Source organism: Micromonospora sp. NPDC049101 (assembly GCF_040648675.1).
GTDB lineage: Bacteria > Actinomycetota > Actinomycetes > Mycobacteriales > Micromonosporaceae > Micromonospora.
Window position 1 is genome coordinate 242,449 of sequence record NZ_JBEZED010000004.1, and the last position, 21,431, is coordinate 263,879.

Consider the following 21,431-nt stretch of genomic DNA (forward strand, 5'->3'; position numbering starts at 1 on the left):
TTTCGGGAAGTACGGCCGAGGCAGCGGTCTAGACCAGCGCGATCTGGCCGGGCAGTTCGGGCGGACCGGTCAGCACTGCGCGGAGTTTGTTGATCTGCGGGAACTCACCGTCTCCCGCCTCGCCCCACAGGCTCCGCCACTCCGAGTCGTCGCCGACGACCCGGTCGAGTGCCTGGACTGCCAGCTGTGCCAGGTCGTCCAGGTCGAGGGATTCGCCGGCGAGCAGGAAGTCCGGCGCGTACGACGAGGTTATCGGGTCGCCGCCGGGCAGCTGGGACGCCACGATCGCTGCCGCGGCGATGGCCGAGGCGGCATCGTCGTAGTCGAGGTAGTCGGTGTTGAGTGCCGCAGTTGTCAGGGCAGCGCGGACCATTGCCGCCCGCGTAGACGGATCGGCATCGTGGAGTTCACCGCACCAGTCGGCGGCGCTGTCGTTGTCGAACGGGCCGTCACCCCAGGCGCCCATGTGTTCCTCCTCGATGTTCCGGTGATCGGATCATGAAGCCAAGCGGGGGCGGACGCAAGGGGCTGAACAGGCCTGAAGCCGACGCGGCCCCCGGGCGGGACCGCCGACCGACGGTGATCGCCGTACCGTGTTCGGATGGTGTCGGACGCCGTGCGCTACTACGACGATTTCCTGGCTGATCGGGACTGGCTCGCCGAGGGGCTGAGCTGGGCGGTGGTTCAGCCGGCGAGTGCCGAGGCCACTGTCGACGGAGTGATCGAACGCCTGCGGGCCAGGCGTGTCGAGCCGGGTGACGACCATTCGGGCGAGATCGCCGACCTGGCTCAGATCGGCCCTCATGTGGTGGTGTTTCAGGACAACGGCTGCGCGCTGAGCCGGCCTGAGGTGCTGCGCTGGCTCAGCGACGGGGTGCGGGTGCACACGGTCGAGTGGACCATCAACGGCAACGGCGGCGTCTCGTACGCGGTGTACGGCAGGGTGCTCGCCTGGATGGACATGAACGACCCGGACCTGCGGCACGGTGCTGACCCGTCCGCGTTCGCCGACGACCTGGACGACGTGTGCGCCGCGCAGGGCACCGAGTATGTGACGTCCGCGGCGATGGCGTTCGTCGAGCGGCGTACCGGCGTGCGGCTGCCGGCGGAGTGGATGGGCGACGAGGGGCCGGATCCGCAGGCCGGGCCGTGGGTGACGGTGCGGCTTGGGGCGTTCCCGCCGGACCCGCGACCGCCCTCGAACTTTGGTCACGACGAGCCCGATCTCGACGCGCGACTGCGGGCCGCGCCGGAGCGGGTGCGGCGGGCGGCGTTGGCGCTTGCCGTGCGGGCGGTGACGACGCGGTTCACCTTTGGCGATGACGATCTGGCGAGGCAGGCGGTGGAGGCCGTCGAGCGGGGCCTGACCCTGGACGAGGAGACCCGGTTGAGGATCGGCCACCTCAGGGCGCAGGGCACCGACGTGCGAACCTGCTCCAGTGCCGTCCACGCCCTGTACGCGGCGACGGGCAAGGGAGTAGCGGCCGTCGAAGCGCTGAACGCCGTTCGGTACGCGGTCGCCGACGACTGGCCGGTGTTCCGCCGGGACCTGTACCGCCTGGTGCGGGAGAGCTGACCTCCTCGCCAACCTGACCGAGCCGAGATGTCGAATCCGAGATGGGTCGTTCGTAGAACAGGCGAGGGCGGCCGGAAGAGGCCTCCGGGACAAGGGAGTCATCGATGACGCGGTACCTGATCTCGTTCAATGACGGCGCGATGGATCCCATCCCCGCCGAGGAGATGCCCGACGTGGGCAAGGCGGCGCACGCGGTGATCCAAGAGGCCGTGAACGCCGGCGTGTGGGTGTACGGCGGCGGACTCGAGCGGCAGCAGGCGAGTGTCGTGGCCACGGACGGAACGGTCACCGACGGCCCTTTCCCGGAGACCAGGGAGGTCATCGGCGGGTTCTCGGTCGTCGACGTGGCCACGCGCGAGGAGGCGCTGACGTGGGCTGCCAAGCTCGCCGTCGCCTGCCGCTGCCCGCAGGAGGTCCGGGAGCTCATGCCTGACCCCGAAACAGAGGCGCTGCTCCGCGAGGCCGACAGTCGGGGGTGAGATCAGCACACCGGTGACCAGGAAGCCGGTTCAGCTGTCGGTGGGCGTGGTGTCCGGTCGGGCCTGGGGTACGTGTTCCATCAGCTTGGTGAGCGCGCCGTTGGCGAAGGTCGCGCCGAGCGCCGAGCCGGCCCCGATGCTCCAGCCGACGGGCCCGAGCGGGGTGCAGCCGAAGAACTGGCTCACGCCCGGCGTCTGTACCACCACGACGAGCACGCCCAGTGACGCCGCCGTGGAGGCGAGCACGGCCGGGCTGGTGCCGCCGGCCAGGATGGTCTGGCCGAGTTGGGTGCCGACCAGGGACACCAGGGCGACGGTGCCGGCGCGTTGGCGGCGTCCGGTGTAGCGGGCCAACGTCCACCCCGCTGTCGCGCCCAGCGTGGTCGCTGCCGCCCGCAGCCCGATCTCCCTGGTGAGGCTCTCGCCGAGCGCCGCGTCGGGGCCTTCCCGCAGGAGCGTGTCGGTGCGGTCCGACGCGGGTGGGCGGACCGCGATGGCAAGTGCCGGTGCCAGGTCGGTGAGGAGGTTGACCAGCAGCAGTTGTCGGCCGGTGAGTGCGGAGCGGCCGGTCGCCGCGGCGGTCAGCACACTGAAGGCGATCTCGCCGAGGTTGCCGCCGACCAGGATGCTGAGCGCGTGTCGCACCGAGGACCACATCGCCCGACCCTCGACCAGGGTGGCGATGATGGTCTCCAGCCGGTCGTCGGTCACCACCAGGTCGGCTGCGGCCCGTGCCGCCGGGGTGCCCCGTTGGCCGAGGGCGATGCCGACGTCGGCCAGCCGGATCGCCGGGGCGTCGTTGGCGCCGTCACCGGTCATTGCGACGGTTCGCCCGCACTTCTGCAACGCCTGGATGATCCGCACCTTGTGCGCGGGGGTGCAGCGGGCCACCACGTCGGTGTGGGCCAACCGTTCGGCGAGCGCCTCGTCGTCGAGTTGGTCGAGTTCGCCGGCGGTGACCACCCGCTGTTCGTCGTGCTCGCTGATGGTGGCCGCGATCGCCTCGGCGGTGGCCGGATGATCACCGGTGATCATGATGGTGTGCACGCCGGCCTGTCGGATCCGTCGTACCGCCGGAGCGGCGCTCTCCCGCACCCCGTCCGCGAGGGCCAGGAAACCCACGAAGGTCAGCCCTCGGACGTCGGTGTCGGTCACCGTCGGGTCGTCCACCTGGCACTCGGCGACGGCCAGGATCCGGTTTCCCGCCCCGGCCCGGTCGGCGAGCATCCGCTCCAGCTCCGCGCGCCCGGCGTCGTCAAGTGGCTCCTGGCTGCCGTCGGTGCGCCGGGTCGAACAGCGCGGCAGCACGGTCTCCGGAGCACCCTTGACACTCAGCAACAGGTGACCGTTGGTCTCTCCGATGCTCGCGTGATAGCCGCGGGACGGTTCGAACGGCAGCCCACCGGCAGCCCGCCAGCCGGGGGCACCGGTCTGCTCCACCACCCCGGCCACTCCGGCGCCCCGCCGTACCGCCCGGTCGGTCTGCAACGCCAACTCCTCCGGGGTCGCCGCGGCGGGGGTGGCGCGCAGGGCCGCGGCCAGCGTCAACTGGAGTCGGTCGTCCAGCCGGTCCACCGGGGCGTACCGGTCGCCGACGCCGTCACCGACCCCGGCGAGCAGCAGTTGGCCCTCGGTGAGGGTGCCGGTCTTGTCGAAGCAGAGCACGTCCACCCGACCCAGCGCCTCGATGGTGCGCGGGTTGCGCACCAATGCGCCGTGCTCGGCCAGCCTCCGGGCGGCGGCCAGCTGCGCCGCGGAGACCAGGAACGGCAGCCCCTCCGGCACCGACGCCACGGCGAGGTTCGCGGCGGTCGCCGCCGTTTCGGCCAGGGGTACGCCCCGAAGCAGGCCCGCGCCGGCGACCGCCACCGCCGAACCGGCGGCCAACGGGATGGCGGCGCTTGTCAACGAGCCGAGCCGGGCCTCCACCCCGCTGGTCGGCGGGGCCTGTCGCACCAGCGCCAAACTGCGGCCGGCTTCGGTGTCCGAGCCGGTCGCCACCACCACGGCGGTGCCGTGCCCGGCGGCGACGGTGGTGCCCTCGTAGAGCATGGAGTGTCGGTCGGCGATGGCGGCGGCCACCACCGGTCGGTTTGACTTGGCGACCGGCAGCGACTCACCGGTCAGTGACGATTCGTCCGCCTCCAGGCCCACCGCGTCGAGTACGCGGCAGTCGGCGGGCACCGAGTCGCCCGGCTCCAGGGCGATGACGTCACCGAGGACCAGGTCCTCGGCGGCGAGAACGCGCTCGGCGCCGTCCCGGCGGACCCGTGCGGTCACCGCCGAGCGGGACAGCAGCTCCGCCAGCGACCGTTCCGTGTTGCGCTCGTGCACCGCGCCGATCAGGGCGGACCCACCGACCACGCTGCCCACGAGTGCGGCGTCGACAAGCGAGCCGAACGACGCGGAGAGCACCGCCCCGGCGGCCAGCACCGGGGTCAGCGGGTTGGACAGCTCGTCCACGAAGGCGCGCAGCAGACCGCCACGTCCGGGTGCGGCCTGGCCGTCGCGAACCGAGCCGTCGTACCGGCGTTGCGCCTCCGCGCTGGCCAACCCGTCCGGGGTGGTGCGCAGGTGGCCCAGCACGGTGTTGACCGGCATGAGATGCCAGGCGGTCGTCACGGGTGCCGGGGTGTCCGACGTGTCGTGTAACCGGCCGGCCTGCCAGACCCCGTTCGCGAAGGCCAACCCGGCGGCGCCGTTGACCGCGACGAGCGCCTTGTGCGGCAGTTGGGTCGGCGGAGCGGTGAACGCCCCCAACGCCCCGAGACCGGTGCCGGCCATGGCCAACCGGATGTTTTGCTGGGCTGTCCGCCGGGCCACCCCGGTCGCCTCGACCACCAGGGCCACCACCCGCAGGTCGACACCCACCAGCAGGTGTGCACCCCAGGGCGGCAGCGCCTCCGGTGCGGCGAGCCCCAGACCGCAGTCGGACGCGCCGAGCGCCCTGCGGTCCGCCGAGACCAGCATCACCACCGCGCCGTCGCGCTGCAACGCGCGTACCGACTCGGTCAACTGGTCTCCGCCGGGCAGCATCGCATCGGCGAAGCCGTACCGCTGCTCGTCGCCGCCGGCCACCACCAGCCGCAGGCCAGCGTGCCGGGCGGCGGCCGGGAGGCCGTCGACGCCGGGCGCGGGTTCCGGCTCGACCCGCAGCAGGGCGGCGAGTCGGTCGCCGTGGGCGAGGCCGAGTAGCTGGCCGCCGGCGGATCGCAGCCGGTCGCCGTCCGGGATGGCATTCGGGTCGCTGCCGGGCAGTTGGTCCAGCGGTCCGAGCCGCCAACCGTCCGCCGTGCGCGAGGCGGCCGGGTCGTCCGGGTCGAACAGCGCGAAGGCCCGCTCCGCCACCTGGTCGACGTCGGCGCCGGGCGCCGGCGCCAGATCGGCGAGTACGCCCCGGTCCGAGCCGAGCACGGCGGCGTCCAGCACGAGCGTGTCGATCCGGTCCAGCTCCCGCAGCACGCTGCGGTCCATCGCGATCACTCCGCGCCGGGCCAGCATCCGGCCGAGCTGGGCGGCGTACCCCTCGCGTCCACTGCCAGGAGCCTTCGGCAGGGTGGACAGGCCCAGCGCGGCGGCCCGTTTCGGCCCGGCGAACGGCATCGCCGCGACACCCGTGGCCGCTCCCGCGGCGAGCATGCGGTTGACGTACCGCTCGACCGGGCCGTCCGGCTTCGGCCGGGGACGCTCGACGACCGGCCAGCGGGCGGTGGCTCGTTCCGGGTCGCCGGTCAGTCGTGGCTCGGCCCGCTCCCAGGCCGCGAGCTGGGCCCGCGCCTCGCCCCACTGCACCAACCGTTGGGCGCCGTCCAGGGCGATCCCGGTCCAGCGGCCGGTCAGGCCCTGCACCACCGCTTCGGCCAGCGGGAAGAGGAGGTCGGCGCGGGGATCTGAGCGCAGCCGTTTGCCGATGAACTGGTGCAGCTTCGGTTGTAGGTCGATCGCGGAGAGCAGGCCGGCCACCTCACCGGGCAGCGGTGCGAACGGCAGGATCCGGGTGGCCGCCGAGATGGTCAGGCCGAGCGCGTCCGAGGCGAGTGCGCCGAGGGTACGGGGGGTTCGCGGCCCCTCCTCCGGTGGGTGCGGCGGTGGGATCTCCGGGTCGGGTTCGTGGTCGCAGGTCTGCTCGATCCGGCTGATCGTGGCGATCAGGTCGCGCAGTGCCGGCTCGGGGGCCTGGACGGCAACCACCACCCGCCCGGACGGGGCGTTGACCCGAGCCCAGGCGACCCCGGGCAGACGCTCCAGCGCGCCCTCCACCTGACGTGCCAGTTTGTTGCCGCCGTCCTGGCAGACGCCGTGCACCTCGATGTGGTGTCTTCCCGGTCGGGACCAGACCCGACGCCGCGTCAGCCCGGCCGTGCGGGCCAGCCGGGTCGCGGCCGAACCGACGGTCCGGGACGCCTCGCCGACCAGGTGCGGCACGCCGAAGGACGGCAGGATGCGGCTGGCTGCGCGACCCGCCGCCGTCATCGAGGCGTACGGCTGGACGGACGCTGGCCCGACTCCCTGTTGCTGCTGGTCCTGACCTTGCCCATGTCGTCCTCCCAGCGCGCTCACGTCCGGCGGCCTGGCTTCCCGACCTGCCGTCCGTTATGCCCCTGCGGTGGTGGAACTTTCCGCCGCTGCCGGCGCATGGACGGGGTGGGCCGTGGAATCCGACGACCTTCACCGGACATGGGGAGGCCGGCATGAGCACGCTGACGCGACATCTCAACGGTTCGCACGAGAACGTTCGGATGTACACCCGGCGGGTGGCGTTACCGATGCTGGGCGATGTGGCGGTGCCGCCACCGGACAAGGTCGCCTACTACGCGGGGCTCGGTGTCCTCGCCGCACTGCAGGTCATCGAGTGGCCGATCGCCCTGGTGATCACCGCCGGTCACCTGCTGGCGGACCAACACCTGTCGGGACTGGTGCGCGGGGTCGGTCAGGCGCTCCAGGATGCCTGACGAGAGCCGGGTCACCGACGATTGACCTGAATCCAGGTTCAAGTCGCATGCTCGGGTCATGCCGAGCACAGTCGCCACCACCGCACCGACCGCACCGGGACTGTTCGCACCTCGGTTGCGGGCGATGACCGTGGGCAGCGTCGCGTTGATCTCGTTGCTGGCGTTCGAGGCGTTGGCGGTCGGTACGGCGATGCCGACCGTGGCCCACCACCTGGACGGGCTCGCGCTGTACGGGATCGCGTTCGGTGGCCCGTTCGCCACCGGTGTGCTGGCCATGGTGGTGTCCGGCATCTGGTGTGACGCCCGGGGCCCTCGGGGCCCGATGTGGCACGGGGTCGCCTGGTTCGTGGTGGGGTTGCTGATCGCCGGGACCGCTCCCGTGATGAGTGTGCTGGTCGTCGGGCGGGTGGTGCAGGGGTTCGGCTCCGGGCTGCTGTCGGTGGCGCTCTACGTGATCGTCGGGCAGGCGTACCCGCAGGAGCTGCACCGGCGGATCTTCGCCGCGTTCGCGGCGGCGTGGGTCGTACCGTCGCTCGTGGGTCCGGCGGTGGCCGGTCTGATCGTGGAGCACCTGGGGTGGCGCTGGGTCTTCCTCGCGGTGCCGGCGGTGGCGGTGCCGGCGGTGTTGCTGATCCACCCCGGCCTGCGGTCGCTGGGGCGGAGCGCGGAGGCCCGGCCGCCGGCCGGCGCGGCGGGCCGGATCGGTTGGGCGTGTGGGGCCGCGGTGAGCGCCGCTCTGCTGCACATCGGGGGGCAGCAGCGCGGTGCCACCGCCCTGACGCTCGTCGCGCTCGCCGTGGTCGGCCTGTTGGTGTGTGCCCCGCGTCTGCTGCCGGCCGGGTTCCTGCGGGCGGCCCGGGGGCTACCCACGGTGGTGGGGCTGCGCGGGTTGGCGTCGGCGGCCTTCGTCGGCGCCGAGGTGGTCATCCCGTTGCTGCTCTCCCGGGAGCGGGGTCTCTCGCCGACCGCCGCCGGGCTGGTCCTCACGGTCGGCGCGCTGGCGTGGTCGGCAGGCTCCTGGTTGCAGGGCCGGATCCCGGTGCCGGCGTCCCGGGCCACCCTGCCGCGTGTCGGGCTGAGCTGCATCACGGTCGGCACCGCCACGGTGGCGCTGGCCGTCCGGCCCGAGCTTCCGGTGGCCGTCGCGGTCGTCGGTTGGGCGGTGGCCGGCCTCGGCATGGGGCTGCTCTACCCGTCGCTGTCGGTGCTCACCCTGGAGTTGTCCGCCCCCGGCGAGCAGGGCCGCAACAGTTCCTCGTTGCAACTGGGCGACTCCCTCTTCGCGGCGACGGTGCTCGCGCTGACCGGTGCCCTGCTGGCCGCGGGGAGCGCGCCGGGCCCGGGCAGTTACACGGCGACGCTGGCGGTGACGGCGGGCCTGGCGCTGCTCGGCGCGCTGTTGGCCGGCCGCGTCGTGGTGGGTGGGAGCGCGCGACCGGGCGGGTGATCCGAGGATTCGGCCGCGTCCGGCCCGGTGGTGCCGGGAGGATGGCGGGCGATGAACTTCCTGACCGTCCTGCCACTCGCCGTGGTGATGGTCGCCGGGACCCAACTGGTGGTGGCGGTCTTCCTCGCCTCGTCGGACCGGCCCCGGGCGGCGTCGCTGGGTTTCCTCGCCGGGGCTGGGCTGGTGGTCACGGCCGGAGTGACGGTGAGCTGGCTGCTGACCCGTTGGGTGGGCGGGCTGGCCGCCGACGCGAGTGCCGTCGCCGGCAGGGTCGATCGCGGTCCCGCCATCGATCTGGTGGTTCTCGCCCTGCTGGTCGGCCTGGCCGTGCTGGTGTGGGTACGACGGCACCGGTCCGGGCCGCCGAGGTGGCTGGGCAGCATCGAGCACGCCGACCCGCGTACGGCACTGCGACTTGGTGCGCTGCTCTTCGTGTTGACGCCGACCGACGACCTGACCATGGCCGCCGTCGGGGCGAGCGTGGCCCGGCACAACCTGCCGTGGTGGCACCTGGTGCCGTTCGTGCTGCTCACCGTGCTTCTGCTCGCACTGCCGCTGCTGGCGTTGCTGCTGCTCGGAGCCCGGGCGGCGCGGACCCTGACCCGGATGCGGGAGTGGGCCGAGGGGCACGCCTGGATCGTCAACGAGATCGTGATCGCGTTCTTCGCGCTGCTGACCGTCTTGGACCTGATCCGCTCGGGGTGAGCCGGGCAGACACGTACGGGGGAACCGGGCGGAGATGAGAGCAACAGCGGTTCACGTTCGTCTTACGGTGACGGCATGTTCGTTGTCGTCACCACGGTGATCCTCTACGTCTTCGGTTTCGTCTTCCTCTACGGCGTGATCCGGCTGGGTGTCCGGCATGCCATGGAGGACCTGGAGCTGCAACGAGCCAGGGCCCGGCGCGAGGAGGAGCTGGCGGCGGCCCGCGACCGCTCCTTCCTGCGCGACAACGCCTTCCTCGCCGGCAGTTGAGCACCGGATCGGTCCGGCCCCGGCCGGCGGTGTCGCGGGACGACCCGGGAGCCGCCGGGCGGTTCGGCGTGCCGGATGCGAGGATCGCACCCGTGATGGGAACGCTGAAGACCGAACCCGCCCGCGCCCGCCTCGACCTGCTCGCCCCGCCGGTGGCGGAGGTCATCGCGCAGTGGCCCGCGGACGCGCCGGTGGACGTCAACGACGTGCTGGTCGCGCCGATCGACGCGGAGCTCGCCGACACCGCGGCATTCTGTGCGGCGTACGAGGTGGGGCTGGACGTGTCGGCCAACTGTGTCGTGGTGGCGGGCAAGCGTGAGGGTGTGGTCCGCTACGCGGCCTGCATCGTCCTGGCCACCACCAGGGCGGACGTCAACGGGGTGGCCCGCCGGGCGCTCGACGTCCGTAAGGCGAGCTTCGCCCCGATGACCGACGCGGTCGAGTTGACCGGGATGGAGTACGGCGGCATCACCCCGATCGGGCTGCCCGCACAGTGGCCGATCCTGGTGGACGCCCGGGTCATCGCCACCCCGCACGTCATCATCGGCTCCGGCGTACGGCACAGCAAGATCGCGCTGCCGGGGCCGGCGCTGGGTGCACTGCCCGGCGCGCAGGTGGTGGAGGGGCTGGCCAGGCCAGCCTGAGCATGGACCGGCATCGATGTTGTTGCACGTGAAACATCGTGATCATCGATGCCGGACGTCCCGGTGGCTCAGTGGGCCGCGGCCTCGCGTTGCTCGACCTCGGTGAGCGCGGCGAGCAGCGTCTGCACCTCCTGCGCACCGGAGACGGCGTACTTTCCGGCCAGGACGAAGGTCGGCACGCTGCTGATGCCCAGGCCCTGCGCCTCGGCCAGTTGGGCGGCGACGTCGGTGACCCGCTCGTCGGAGTCGAGGAACCGGCGCGCGTCGGCCGCGTCCAGGCCGATCTCGCCGGCCAGGGTGGCCAGCGCCTCCCGCGACCCGATGTCGACCCCGTGGTGGAAGTGCGCCTGGTAGAGCGCCTCCACCATCTCGGCCGCCCTACCCCGGTCGGTGGCCCAGGAGACCAGCCGGTGCGCGTCGAAGGTGTTGGCGGTCACCGCGCGGTCGTAATCCAGGTGAAGGCCGTCACCCGCCGCGACCTGGGTCACGTGGGCGAACACCTGCCGGGCGCGTTCCGGGCCGCCGAACTTGCCGGCCAGCGCCTGCACCACCGGGAGGGGTTCGGGCACCGGCGACGGGTCGAGCTGGAACGGCCGGTAGTGGACCGTCACCTCGCCCGGATAGCTGGCGAGGGCCTCATCCAGGCGACGCTTGCCGATGTAGCACCACGGGCAGACGACGTCCGCGTAGATCTCGATCTCCATGATCGGTGCCAACCTCGCGGTCAGGCCAGTTGTTCCCGCACCTGACGCTTGAGTCGACCCAGGATCGCCGTGCCGCCGCGGATCCGCAGCGGGCTGATCGCCTGCGCCAACCCCATCCGCTGGTAGAGGTCGTCCGGCACGGCCAGCACCTCCTCCGGGCTCGCCAGGGCCAACCCCTCGGCGAGGATCCCGGCGAACGCCCGGGTGGTCGGCGCCTCCGGCGGGCAGTCGAAGATCGTCGCCACGGTGCCCTCCGGGGTCACCTTGGCGCGCAGGAAGAACGACGTCTGACACTCGGGCACCTGCTCCATGCCCTCGCGCTCGACGGTGCCCTCCGGCAGCACCGGGATGACGTCCGCGTACTCCAGGAGCATCTCCAACACCAGGTCGCGCGGCGCGGCAGCGAACTCGTCGACGATCTCGGCCAGTCGGGCCGGCATGTCAGCCATGCGTCGAGGCTACCGCCGGCCACCCGCGGACCGGCCGGCGGCGCACACCGCCGCCCGGCCCGGCCCGTTCGTCACACCGTCGGCGACTGCTCGCTGATCTCGCTGAGGGCGCTTGTGGGGTCGAGCTGCATGGCCAGGTCGCCGAGCGAGACGATTCCGACCAGCTTGCGGTCGGTGTCACAGACCAGCACGCGGCGGATGCCCCGGTCCCGCATGAGCGCCGCCGCCTCACCCGCCGTGCAGTGCTGCTCGATCATGACCACCTCGCGGGTGACGATCGAGCCGATGGTGGTGGCCGCGGGGGAGCTGTTCTCCGCGACGGCCCGCACCACGATGTCCCGGTCGGTGAGCATGCCGGCGAGGCTGGCGCCGTCGGTGACCACCACGTCGCCGATGTCCGCCTCCTTCATCACCCTGGCCGCCTCGTCCAGGGTGGTCTCGGCCGGCAGGTATACCACCTGCTTGGTCATCACGTCACTGACCCGGTAACCGGTCATGAGAGCCTCCGAAGACGTTTTCACTCGATCCGACTGCACTACCCCGTGACGCGGCAGCTACACCAGGTTCCCACGCGCCTGGCGTACCTCGTGGACGAGCAGGTCCACCAACCCGTCCAGCGGCACCTCCGTGCGCCCGTCGCCGGCCCGCTCGCGCAGCTCGACGTACCCCTCGGTGAGCCGGCGGCCGACCACGACGGCCCGGGGGATGCCGATCAGCTCGGCGTCGGTGAACTTGACCCCGGCCGAGACGTGCGTCCGGTCGTCGACGAGCACCCGCAGGCCGGCGGCGTCGAGGCGTCCGCCGAGCTCCAGCGCCGCGTCGAGCTGCGGGCCCTTGCCCGCGACCACCAGGTGTACGTCGCACGGCGCGATCGCCGCCGGCCAGACCAGCCCCCGGTCGTCGTGGTGTTGTTCGGCGATCGCCGCGACCGCCCGGGACACCCCGATGCCGTAGCAGCCCATGGTCGGCCGGACCGGCTTGCCGGCCGGCCCGAGCACGTCGACCGAGAACGCGTCGGTGTACCGGCGACCGAGTTGGAAGATGTGGCCGATCTCGATACCCCGCCGGATCGTCAGCTCGCCGTCGCCGCAGTCGGGGCAGCTGTCACCGGCGCGCACCTCGGCCGCCTCGATCGTGCCGTCGGGTGTGAAGTCCCGCCCGCAGACCACGTCTGTCGCGTGCCGGCCGGGCTCGTTCGCCCCGGTCAGCCAGGCGGAGCCGGGCACCACCCGGGGATCGACCAGGTAGCGGATGCCCAGCTTGTCGAGCACCTGCGGCCCGAGGTACCCGCGAACCAGCTCCGGATGCTCGGCCCACTCGTCGAAGACGGCCACCTGGGCCGGCGCCAACGCGGCGGTGACCCGCTTCAGGTCGACCTCCCGGTCCCCGGGCAGCCCGATCACCAGCGGCTCGGCCCGGTCGGCACCCGGTTGCCGGACGGACAGCACCACGTTCTTCAGGGTGTCGGCGGCGGTCCAGCCGTCCCGACCACCCAACCGGCGGGCGTTCGCCAGCTCGACAAGGCTGACGATCGTCGGCGTCTCCGGAGTGTCGTGCGCCTCGGCGGCCGGCTGCGCGCTCGGGTCACCGGCGGTCGGCGCCCGGGTGATCACGGCCTCGGTGTTTGCCGCGTAGTCGCAGGCGGTGCAGCCCACGAAGGTGTCCTCGCCGACCGGAGTAGCCGCCAGGAACTCCTCCGACGCGGAGCCGCCCATCGCCCCGGACATCGCGTGCACCACCGCGTAGTCCAGGCCCAATCGGTCGAAGATCCGCTGGTACGCGGCACGGTGCCGGGCGTACGCGTCCCGCAGCCCCGCGTCGTCCAGGTCGAAGGAGTACGCGTCCTTCATCAGGAACTCCCGGCCGCGCAGCAGACCGGCCCGGGGCCGCGCCTCGTCGCGGAACTTCGTCTGCACCTGGAACAGCGTCACCGGAAAGTCCCGGTACGAGGTGAACACGTCCTTGACCAGCAGCGCCGCCATCTCCTCGTGGGTGGGTGCCAACAGGTGCTCGGCGCCACGCCGGTCGGCGAGGGTGAAGATGTCGTCGCCGTACTCCGTCCACCGGCCGCTGGTGCGGTAGGGATCGGCCGGCAGCAGCGCCGGGAAGTGCACCTCCTGGTCGCCGATCGCGAACAGCTCGCCGCGCACCACGTCGGTGATCCGGTCCAGCACCAGCTTGCCCAGCGGCAGCCACGTGTAGCCGCCCGGCGCGGCGCGACGGATGTAACCGGCGCGCAGCAGGAGCCGGTGGCTCGGCACCTCCGCGTCGGCCGGGTCCTCGCGCAGGGTTCGCAGCAACAGGGTCGACATGCGCAGCAGCATGCGCGCAGCGTAGAGCGGCGCCGACCGGCCGAGCGAACCAATTCGTCAGTGGCGTCGCCGGGCGTCACGGCGTGCCGGGAAGTCGGCCCTCGCAGCGGACGTCCGGATCGGCCACCGGCCGCCGGGGCATCATCCAGTCCAGCGCGGTCTCCTCGACCGGCCAACCCCGCACCGACACCAGGCTGTACGGCACCGCCGCCGGCTGTGGGCAGAGGACCTGCGACTCGACCCACCCGTTCGGTACGAACCGGACGGTGGCGGAACGGTCCAGCATGATCGTCGACGTGTCGGTGACCGCGATGAGCGCACCGAGCACCACCTCCCGGCCGGCGACGGCCACCGGTGGTGGGACGGCCCCGCTGGCCGGGGGCGCCGTTGCGCCGTCCGGCGGGGTCGTCGCGGCCGGGGCCCGCGGGATCGTCGCGGCCGGTTCCCTCGGCACCACCTCGACCGCGGCGGTGGGCAGCAGCGGCACCCGGAGGAAGACCGCTCCCATCACCACTGGAAGCACTGCGGCGACCGTGAACGCCAGGCCGTGGGTCAGCGCCGGAGCGATCCAGCCGGGGATCGGGCCGGTCAGCAGGAGGGTCGCGGCGGGTGGCACCGCCAGCAGCGCGGCGGTGGCCAACTCGCGATCCTGGTACGCCGTCCAGATCGCCGGGCCCAGCACGCTGTACGCCAGGACCGCCGCCGCCAACGGCAGGGCCACGCTGACCAGCAGGACCCGGGTCGGCTGGTCCGGGTGCAGATAGCGCGTACGCAGCGCGAGCAGCCAGAGGGCGAGCATCAGCAGCGACGGCAGGAAGCGGAGCTGCCAGGTGAGCGCCCCCAGCGCGACCGCCGCGGTGATCACCCAACCGGGGGTACGTGCCGTCCCGGAGGCCAGCAGGGACCGTTCCAGGTCGAACCGGTCAGGGGCGCTGAGCCGGAGCAGCCGACCGAGCACCCCGAAGGTGAGCACGACGACGGGGAACGCCCACACCAGGGCGATCAGCAGGGCGCTGAGCAGGCCGAGCGGGCTGACGTACTGGACCAGCAGCAGCATCGTGGACATGTCCTGTTGGCTGAGCTGCCACAGCCGCAGCACCAGGAGTAGGACGGGAAAAGCGGGAAGGAGGGTCAGCAGCCACTGCTGCGCCTGCCGCGCCCCCGCCATCCGGCGCGGGCGGCCGGTCTCGCCGAAGCTGGTGACGATCCGGGGTACGCCGGGGGCGGCAGCGCGGTCCTCTCCCACGGCCACTGTCGCACCTCCACCTTCCTCGCCTCGGGTTGTTGCTGCTCCGCGACCGGCTGCGGGAGGTTGTACCCCTGCTGCCACCGGAGGTTGGTGTTGTACGCGTTCTCCCAGGTCGAGTTCTCCTCGTCCGTGGCCGAGGCGTAGAGCGCGAGGTCGACCAGGTCGAGCAGGGCCTGGTTGGGGCCGACGTTGACACCCCACTTTTCCTGCGGTGACGAGCCGATGTCCCAGTGCTGCAACGGTTTGACGTTCTTGAGGGTCACCGGAAAGCGTTGACCGTCGTCGCCTGGCTGGTCGCCGGTGACGAAGCCGGCGAGGATCGCCGCGTCGGTGGTGACGGCCTGCACCTTGCCGTCGTACAGCTCCTGGATGCACTCGCTGATCCGGTTCCGGCCCACCGGCCTGGCGCCGGCCTCGGCGAGGCGTTGGATGGACGTCGAGGTGGTGAGCGAGCAGACCGTCAGGCCACGGAGATCCTCCAGGCTGCTCACCTGCTCCCGGAAGCTCTTCAACGTCACCACCGACTGCTCGGTGTGCAGGTACGCGGCGGAGAAGACGGCACCCTCCTCGCGGCGCTTGTCGTTGATGCTGTACGAGGCGATGACCATGTCGACGATGACGAACCCGTCGTTGTCCCGGGCCTGTCGACGGGCCCGGTCCTCGCTCTCGATCGGCACGAAGCGCACCTGGGAGTGGTCGAAGCCGAGGTAGCCCGCGATCAGGTAGGCGATGTCGACGTCGAAGCCCTTCCAGACGTTGTTCGAGAGGCGCTGCGAGATGCCCGGCTGGTCGTCCTTCACCCCGATGACGAGTTGCTGCTTGCCCTTGAGGCCGGCCTGCTCCAGCAACTCGTCGCGGGTTGGCGGGCCGGTCGCGAGGACGATCGGGACCAGGGCGGCAGCCAGCACGGCCAGCGCCACGATGAGCCCGACGAGTCGGAGTTGGCGGGCCCGTGCGGTGCGCGGCGATGTGGTCACCGCCGGGGCCGGCCCCGCAAGGGTCGGCTCGCTTTCCTGGCTCAACTAGGCCCTCCCCGCTGCTCGGACCGGTGATCGGCCCCCCATTGTGGGGCCTGGGAGCGAGTCACGGCACTCCTCGACCGGCCGGATTGGCGACAGAACGGCACGGGTCGGACCGGTTCGTCGCCCCATGACCTCCGCCACGTCGCCCGATCGGGGCACTGTCCACCGCGCCCTCGGTGAAAGACTGGTCGCCGCAGGCAACGAGTGGTGTGAGGGGGCGCGGGTGCGCTGGCGCAGTTTTGTCGCGGTCGGGGACAGTTTCACCGAAGGCATGGATGACGCGTACCCGGACGGCACCTTCCGGGGCTGGGCGGACCTGGTGGCGACCCGGCTCGCCGCCGAGGCGGGCCCCGACTTCCGGTACGCGAACCTGGCCATCCGGGGCCGGCTCTTTCCCAGCGTCGTTGCCGAGCAGGTGCCGTCGGCGGTGGCGATGAAGCCCGACCTGATCAGCTTCGCGGCCGGCGGCAACGACGTGCTGCGCCGCACCTTCGATCCGGACACGCTGGTGGCCCGCTTCGACGAGGTGGTCCGGCAACTGCGCTCGGGCGGCGCGGACGTGCTGCTCTTCCGGTTCGCCGACGTGATGGCCCGACTGCCCGGTCAGCGCCTCGTCGCCCCCCGGGTGCAGTTGCTCAACCAGGCCGTCGGCGAGACCGCCGAGCGGCACGGCGCCATCATGGTCGACCTGTACGCCGACGACACCTTCCTCAACCCGATGCTCTGGAGCACCGACCGGTTGCACCTCTCCCCGGCCGGGCACCGGCGGGTCGCGGGGCAGGTGCTGAACGCGCTCGGGGTCGGTTGCGACGAGGAGTGGCTGATGGTCCCGCCGCACCCGGCGCCGTCGCCCTGGTTGGCTGCCCGTGCCGCCGACGTGCGGTGGGCCGGTCGGCACCTCGCACCCTGGGTGAAGCGGCGACTGACCGGCCGGTCGTCCGGCGACACCGTGACGGCGAAACGCCCGCTGCTCGGGCCGATCGTCGACTGAGCCTCCGAACAGGGCATCCGGCCCGCCACGTAGACCGGTTATCGGATCGCCCGACGTCGTGCCCACCCGATAGTCTCCGTTGCCCCCGTCGATCGAGCACGGGGACAACAGGGAAGGCGGATGAGGGATGACCCTCATACCTGGTACGACGTCGTCCAGATCAACCGGGCGATCCTTGCTGGCTGGCGCACTGTCCACGCTGGTCGCCGCCGGGCTGGTGGTCGTCTCGACCGCCTCGCCGGCCGCCGCGTACGACGTGCGCTTCGAGAAGAACACCTCCTGGGCCTGGACCGACTCCGAGCGCCCAAAGAAGATCGACATTGATCAGGCCGGCGACGTGGCCGTCGGCACCTGGGTCGACAGCAAGCGACGCCCGCACACCTCACGGGCGTACTTCACCTTCGACATCACCTCCTATCGCGGCGCGGTCATCGAACTCGCGACGTTCAACGCCAAGGAGACCGGGGCGGGCGACTGCGCCAAGCGTCCCGAGGTGGAGTTGTGGCGCACCGAGGCGTACACCTCGCGCTCCAGTTGGGCGAAGCCCCCGGTCGACCTCGCGCGTATCGACACCACCGCGCTACCCGCGGAGTCCGGGTGCCCGGCTCCCTACGTCGGATTCGACGCCACGCAGGGGCTGCGTCAGGCACTCGCCGAGGGCAAGTCGACGCTCACTCTCTCGCTCCGGCTCCCGGTCAGGGTCGAGAAGGACCCGAAGCTGGCCCGGAAGTACGCGAGCCAGGTGGGCCTCTCGATCGTGCACAACTACCCGCCGGGCGTACCGACCGACCTGCAGACGGCGAACGGCACGAACTGCACTGTCGCTGAGCCGTACCAGGTGCTGCCGTTCCGAACCCTGGACCTCTCGGCGGTCGTGCACGACAGGGACCGCACCGACACCGGCGGGACGGACGAGATCACCGCGACGTTCGCACTGTGGCCGGTCGACGAGCCGGACGCCCGGGTGGAACGCATCGACTTCTCCCGCGACGGTCAGCGGGCGCTGGGCCGGTTCCGGGATTTCCCCTCCCTGTTCGAGCACGACCGGGTCTACGCCTGGCAGGTGCGGGCGGCGGACAGCGGAGCCACCAGTGAGTGGAGTCCGGTCTGCTACTTCCGTACCGATTTCGAGGGGCCGACCACGGCACCGGCGGTGTCCTCCACCGACTTCCCGGTCGACGGGCCGCCGGCACCGGCGCTGTCGGGGAGGTTCACCTTCGACGCCCAGGGCGCGGCGGACGTGGCCGGATTCGTCTACCAGCTCAACTCCGGCGCTCCCGGCCGGGTGACCGCCAACCACCCCGGCGGCTCGGCCACCGTGACCCTGAACCCCCGCAGCGGCCCGAACTCGCTCGATGTGTGGAGCGTGGATGCCCTCGGCAACCAGTCGCCGGTAACCAACTACCGCTTCTCGGGCGCCCTCACCATGCCGACCATCTCCTCGACCGTCTACCAGGAGTTCACCGAGAGCGGCGGACCGGGCGTACCCGGGGTGTTCACCTTCACCCCGGTCGTGCCCGGCACGGTCAGCTACCGCTACTCCTTCAACGAGCAGACCGGCACCGTGCCGGCCAACGCTGACGGCAGCGCGTCGGTGACCTGGGTGCCGACCGAGGCCGGCTGGACGATGCTCGAGGTTGTCGGCGTCAACCAGGACGGCGTCGAGACCACGGCAGCCATCTGGTTCTTCGGGGTTGCCGAGCAGCCCGCAGGCAGTTAGAGCCGGTGTGCGGCCGGCCCATCACCCTCCCGGGTGGTGGGCCGGGCGCGTTTCCGGCCACATGTGTCGTTCCCGATCCCCGATGCCGGGCCGTCCGGTCGTGTCGCGGCGTAGTTTGGGGATCATGTCTGTGCCGAACGATCCTGATCCCCGCCTTCAGTCGTACGCGGACCCGCAACGGCTGGTCACCACCGAGTGGCTGGCCGAGCACCTGGGCGACGAGGGCCTCGTGGTTGTCGAGTCCGACGAGGACGTGCTGCTCTACGAATCGGGTCACATCCCCGGTGCGGTGAAGGTCGACTGGCACCTGGAGCTGAACGACCAGGTGACCCGCGACTATCTGGATGCCGCGAGCTTCGCCGAGTTGTGCGCCGCGAAGGGCATCGGCCGGGGCGACACGGTCGTCTTCTACGGCGACAACTTCAACTGGTGGGCCGCGTACGCCCTCTGGGTGTTCTCGCTCTTCGGCCACGCCGACGTGCGGCTGCTCGACGGCGGCCGGCAGAAGTGGATCGCCGAGGGGCGCGAGGTGACCCGCGACAAGCCAGCTCGCCCCCGTGCCGACTACCCGGTCCCGCTGCGGGACGACGCGCCGCTGCGGGCCTACCGTGAGCAGGTCATGGCGCACATCGCCGCCGGCCGGCCGCTTGTCGACGTCCGGTCGCCGGGTGAGTACACCGGCGAGACGCTGCACATGCCGGACTACCCGCAGGAGGGCGCGCTGCGGGGCGGCCACATCCCGGGGGCGGTCAGCAAGCCGTGGAAGTCCGCCGCCAACGACGACGGCACGTTCAAGTCCGCCGACGAGTTGAAGGCGATCTACGCCGACCAGCTCGGGCTGAGCCCCGACGACGACGTGATCGCGTACTGCCGGATCGGCGAGCGGTCCAGCCACACCTGGTTCGTGCTGCGGCACCTGCTGGGTTACCCGCAGGTGCGTAACTACGACGGCTCGTGGACCGAGTGGGGCAACCTGGTCCGGGCACCCGTCGTCAAGGGCGACCAGCCCGGCGGCCTGGCCGCCTGAGCGGCGGTGTGGGCCTGGCCGCCTGAGCGGTGGTGCTGGCTTGAACCGTCCCCGCGCGATGCCCTGTCGCGCGGGGACGGTCGTTTCAGCCGGCGACCGCGAGCACGCCACGCAGGTCGCGGATGATGCCGGTGATCTCGCCGGTCTCCGGGTTCCAGCGGGCCAGGGCGGCCGGTTCCAGTCGCAGCAGCACCGAACCCTTGTTGTCCCAGCCCAGCACCTCGCAGCAGCCCTTGCTGCGCTCCCGGCCCAGGTCGAGCACGTGCACCACCGCTCCGGTCCGGGCGTCCAGCACGGCCGCCCCCTCGGCGCCGTCGATCTCGCCGTTGGTGATCCACGCCGCGCTGGCCAGTCGCCCGCCGTGCAACCAGCCCCGGCCGTAGAACTCGTTGACCTGGTAGGGCGCGGGCAGCGCATCGCCGGTGATCCGTTCTTCGGAACGGATCGTGGCCTCGCGGGCGGTCCGGGTGCGCAGCTTCAGGCTGCTCCGCTCGCCGATCAGCTCGACAAGCGGTGCCTCGCGGCCGGCTGCCGGATCAGGTGCGACCACGGCCCAGGTCGACACGTCGATCGTGCTCGCCGTCCCGGTGGCCCGGTCCACCGCGTACGTGCGGTCCTCGCTGCCGACCAGCACCCGGTCGTTCGCCCAGACCACCCGCTCCAGATAGCCGTCGAGCGGAATCCGGCGTACCTCCGCGGTGGTGAGGTCGACCATGACCAGTTCCTTGGTCTGCGCGAACGCCGCCGACTTGCCGTCCGGCGACAGCACGCCCGGCTTCACGGCGGGTGCCTCGTTGTAGCTCACGTCCCGGGTGGGTGCCAGCGTCACCACGTCGAGACTGCGCACCACGCCGTCGTTGCCGAGCACCCGAACCGGGCCGTCCGCGCGATTCTCCTCGTCCGTCGGCTGGAACAGCGCCAGCGCCCGCTGGACCGGTCGCTGGGAGAGCGGCACGGTCGCCGGGCCGCTGAGTCGGGCCAGCGGGTCGGGCGGGAAGGTCAGCTCGGCGGGCGGGTGCTGCACGGGGCCAGGGTGCGTGGGGACGACTGTCGGGGTCGGTGCCACCGAGTGATTCGGCGGCGGGTCGGCGGGCGATCGCAGAGCCGCCACCGTGCCACCGCCGACCAGTGCCACGGCCAGGACGACCCCGCCGACCGCCCGCCGAGCGCGCCGCCTACGCCGAGCCCGGTCCCATCCGGCCGACGCCGGCTGGCTGGGTAGGACGTCCTCGACGCTGGCGGTCAGGAGTTGGCGCAGATCCTGCTCGTTCACGGGTTCACCTCCACGCCGGTGGCCAGATCGGCCCTGCCCTGACCCGCTCGGGCGTTCTGGGCGAGATCTGGGGCGGATTCGCGGAGGCGGCGTAGTGCCGCGTGACACTGGCTCTTCACGGTGCCGACGGTCACCCCGAGCGCCTCTGCGGTGGCGACCTCGGTCAGGTCCTCGTAGTAGCGCAACACCAGGACGGCCCGCTGCCGGGGCGGCAGCAGGCCCAGTGCGTCGTGCAGCGTCAGCCGCAGCGCGCCGTCGCGGTCGTGGGTCGCCCGGTCCGGCGGTGTGGCGCTCAGCCATTCCCGCCGTCGGCGACGCCACCACGACACCGCGTCCCGGTAGAGGATGGCCCGCACGTACGCGGCGGGGTCGCCGTCGCGAACCGACGCCCAGCGCAGCGCCAGCTTGAGCAGGGCCTCCTGGAGGAGATCCTCGGCCTGGTGGCGGTTGCCACAGATCAGGTAGGCGGCGCGGAGCAGCCGGTGTTGGTGGCTCTCCACGAAGGCGAGGTAGCCGTCGCGTCCGTCGTGTCCCGTCGGTACCATCCGCCCTCCCTTCCGGCGTCGCGTCACGCGTCACCTGCCAGACGCACGAGGAGGGGTAAAAGGTTG

Annotated in this window: 19 protein-coding genes and 1 pseudogene; 10 read left to right on the forward strand and 10 right to left on the reverse strand. The window is 72.0% G+C overall.

The genetic code is table 11. From position 1 onward, the window contains the following. Positions 1-28: 28 nt before the first annotated feature. On the reverse strand, positions 29-466 hold the full coding sequence (locus tag AB0B57_RS07185; protein ID WP_357066184.1) for a DUF4259 domain-containing protein: 438 nt from the start codon (positions 464-466) through the stop codon (positions 29-31). Between the two features lie 135 nt (positions 467-601). Between AB0B57_RS07185 and AB0B57_RS07190 the strand changes: the two genes are divergently transcribed. Next, positions 602-1,576, forward strand: a complete 975-nt coding sequence (locus AB0B57_RS07190) for a DUF6461 domain-containing protein (RefSeq protein ID WP_357066187.1) — start codon at positions 602-604, stop codon at positions 1,574-1,576. Between the two features lie 104 nt (positions 1,577-1,680). After that, positions 1,681-2,055 (forward strand): YciI family protein, encoded by a 375-nt coding sequence (locus AB0B57_RS07195; protein ID WP_357066189.1) that lies wholly within the window; start codon positions 1,681-1,683, stop codon positions 2,053-2,055. A gap of 30 nt (positions 2,056-2,085) precedes the next feature. On the opposite strand, the gene AB0B57_RS07200 is transcribed toward AB0B57_RS07195, so the two are convergent. Further along, positions 2,086-6,528: an HAD-IC family P-type ATPase gene (locus AB0B57_RS07200; protein ID WP_357066192.1), complete on the reverse strand. Its 4,443-nt coding sequence runs from the start codon at positions 6,526-6,528 to the stop codon at positions 2,086-2,088. 162 nt (positions 6,529-6,690) lie between these two features. Between AB0B57_RS07200 and AB0B57_RS07205 the strand changes: the two are divergent. From AB0B57_RS07205 to AB0B57_RS07225, 5 genes and pseudogenes are all read left to right on the forward strand, one after another. Next, a pseudogene (locus AB0B57_RS07205) lies at positions 6,691-7,007 on the forward strand (hypothetical protein). Positions 7,008-7,065: 58 nt separating this feature from the next. Next, positions 7,066-8,454, forward strand: coding sequence for an MFS transporter (locus AB0B57_RS07210; RefSeq protein ID WP_357066195.1), 1,389 nt, complete (start codon positions 7,066-7,068; stop codon positions 8,452-8,454). A gap of 51 nt (positions 8,455-8,505) precedes the next feature. Then, on the forward strand, positions 8,506-9,159 hold the full coding sequence (locus AB0B57_RS07215; RefSeq protein WP_357066198.1) for a GAP family protein: 654 nt from the start codon (positions 8,506-8,508) through the stop codon (positions 9,157-9,159). A 75-nt stretch (positions 9,160-9,234) separates the two neighbouring features. Then, positions 9,235-9,429, forward strand: coding sequence for a hypothetical protein (locus AB0B57_RS07220; RefSeq protein ID WP_357066201.1), 195 nt, complete (start codon positions 9,235-9,237; stop codon positions 9,427-9,429). 95 nt (positions 9,430-9,524) lie between these two features. After that, a complete protein-coding gene (locus AB0B57_RS07225; protein WP_357066547.1) occupies positions 9,525-10,073 on the forward strand; it encodes a YbaK/EbsC family protein in 549 nt (182 codons plus the stop codon). Positions 10,074-10,141: 68 nt separating this feature from the next. On the opposite strand, the gene AB0B57_RS07230 is transcribed toward AB0B57_RS07225, so the two are convergent. From AB0B57_RS07230 to AB0B57_RS07255, 6 genes are all read right to left on the reverse strand, one after another. Next, a complete protein-coding gene (locus tag AB0B57_RS07230) occupies positions 10,142-10,777 on the reverse strand; it encodes a DsbA family oxidoreductase (protein ID WP_357066205.1) in 636 nt (211 codons plus the stop codon). A gap of 20 nt (positions 10,778-10,797) precedes the next feature. Then, the gene (locus AB0B57_RS07235; protein ID WP_357066208.1) at positions 10,798-11,226 is read right to left on the reverse strand and encodes a SufE family protein; all 429 of its coding nucleotides are present in this window, start codon (positions 11,224-11,226) and stop codon (positions 10,798-10,800) included. A 71-nt stretch (positions 11,227-11,297) separates the two neighbouring features. Continuing rightward, positions 11,298-11,723 carry a CBS domain-containing protein gene (locus AB0B57_RS07240; RefSeq protein ID WP_252416973.1) on the reverse strand — a complete coding sequence of 142 codons (426 nt, stop codon included), beginning with the start codon at positions 11,721-11,723 and terminating at the stop codon, positions 11,298-11,300. A gap of 57 nt (positions 11,724-11,780) precedes the next feature. After that, the gene (locus AB0B57_RS07245; RefSeq protein WP_357066211.1) at positions 11,781-13,550 is read right to left on the reverse strand and encodes a proline--tRNA ligase; all 1,770 of its coding nucleotides are present in this window, start codon (positions 13,548-13,550) and stop codon (positions 11,781-11,783) included. 64 nt (positions 13,551-13,614) lie between these two features. After that, positions 13,615-14,784, reverse strand: a complete 1,170-nt coding sequence (locus tag AB0B57_RS07250) for a hypothetical protein (RefSeq protein WP_357066549.1) — start codon at positions 14,782-14,784, stop codon at positions 13,615-13,617. Next, positions 14,670-15,809, reverse strand: a complete 1,140-nt coding sequence (locus tag AB0B57_RS07255) for a transporter substrate-binding domain-containing protein (protein ID WP_357066214.1) — start codon at positions 15,807-15,809, stop codon at positions 14,670-14,672. Before AB0B57_RS07255 ends, AB0B57_RS07250 begins: the two co-directional genes overlap by 115 nt. Before the next feature lie 223 nt (positions 15,810-16,032). Between AB0B57_RS07255 and AB0B57_RS07260 the strand changes: the two genes are divergently transcribed. From AB0B57_RS07260 to AB0B57_RS07270, 3 genes are all read left to right on the forward strand, one after another. Further along, positions 16,033-16,800 carry an SGNH/GDSL hydrolase family protein gene (locus AB0B57_RS07260; protein WP_357066217.1) on the forward strand — a complete coding sequence of 256 codons (768 nt, stop codon included), beginning with the start codon at positions 16,033-16,035 and terminating at the stop codon, positions 16,798-16,800. Positions 16,801-16,975: 175 nt separating this feature from the next. Then, a complete protein-coding gene (locus AB0B57_RS07265) occupies positions 16,976-18,520 on the forward strand; it encodes a hypothetical protein (RefSeq protein WP_357066220.1) in 1,545 nt (514 codons plus the stop codon). 124 nt (positions 18,521-18,644) lie between these two features. Then, positions 18,645-19,547, forward strand: coding sequence for a sulfurtransferase (locus AB0B57_RS07270; protein ID WP_357066224.1), 903 nt, complete (start codon positions 18,645-18,647; stop codon positions 19,545-19,547). Between the two features lie 85 nt (positions 19,548-19,632). Here the strand turns inward: AB0B57_RS07270 and AB0B57_RS07275 are convergent, their stop codons facing one another. Beyond that, positions 19,633-20,820, reverse strand: coding sequence for a hypothetical protein (locus tag AB0B57_RS07275; protein WP_357066227.1), 1,188 nt, complete (start codon positions 20,818-20,820; stop codon positions 19,633-19,635). Then, the gene (locus AB0B57_RS07280; RefSeq protein WP_357066231.1) at positions 20,817-21,365 is read right to left on the reverse strand and encodes a SigE family RNA polymerase sigma factor; all 549 of its coding nucleotides are present in this window, start codon (positions 21,363-21,365) and stop codon (positions 20,817-20,819) included. The genes AB0B57_RS07275 and AB0B57_RS07280 overlap by 4 nt, the downstream gene beginning before the upstream one ends. Between the last annotated feature and the right edge of the window lie 66 nt (positions 21,366-21,431).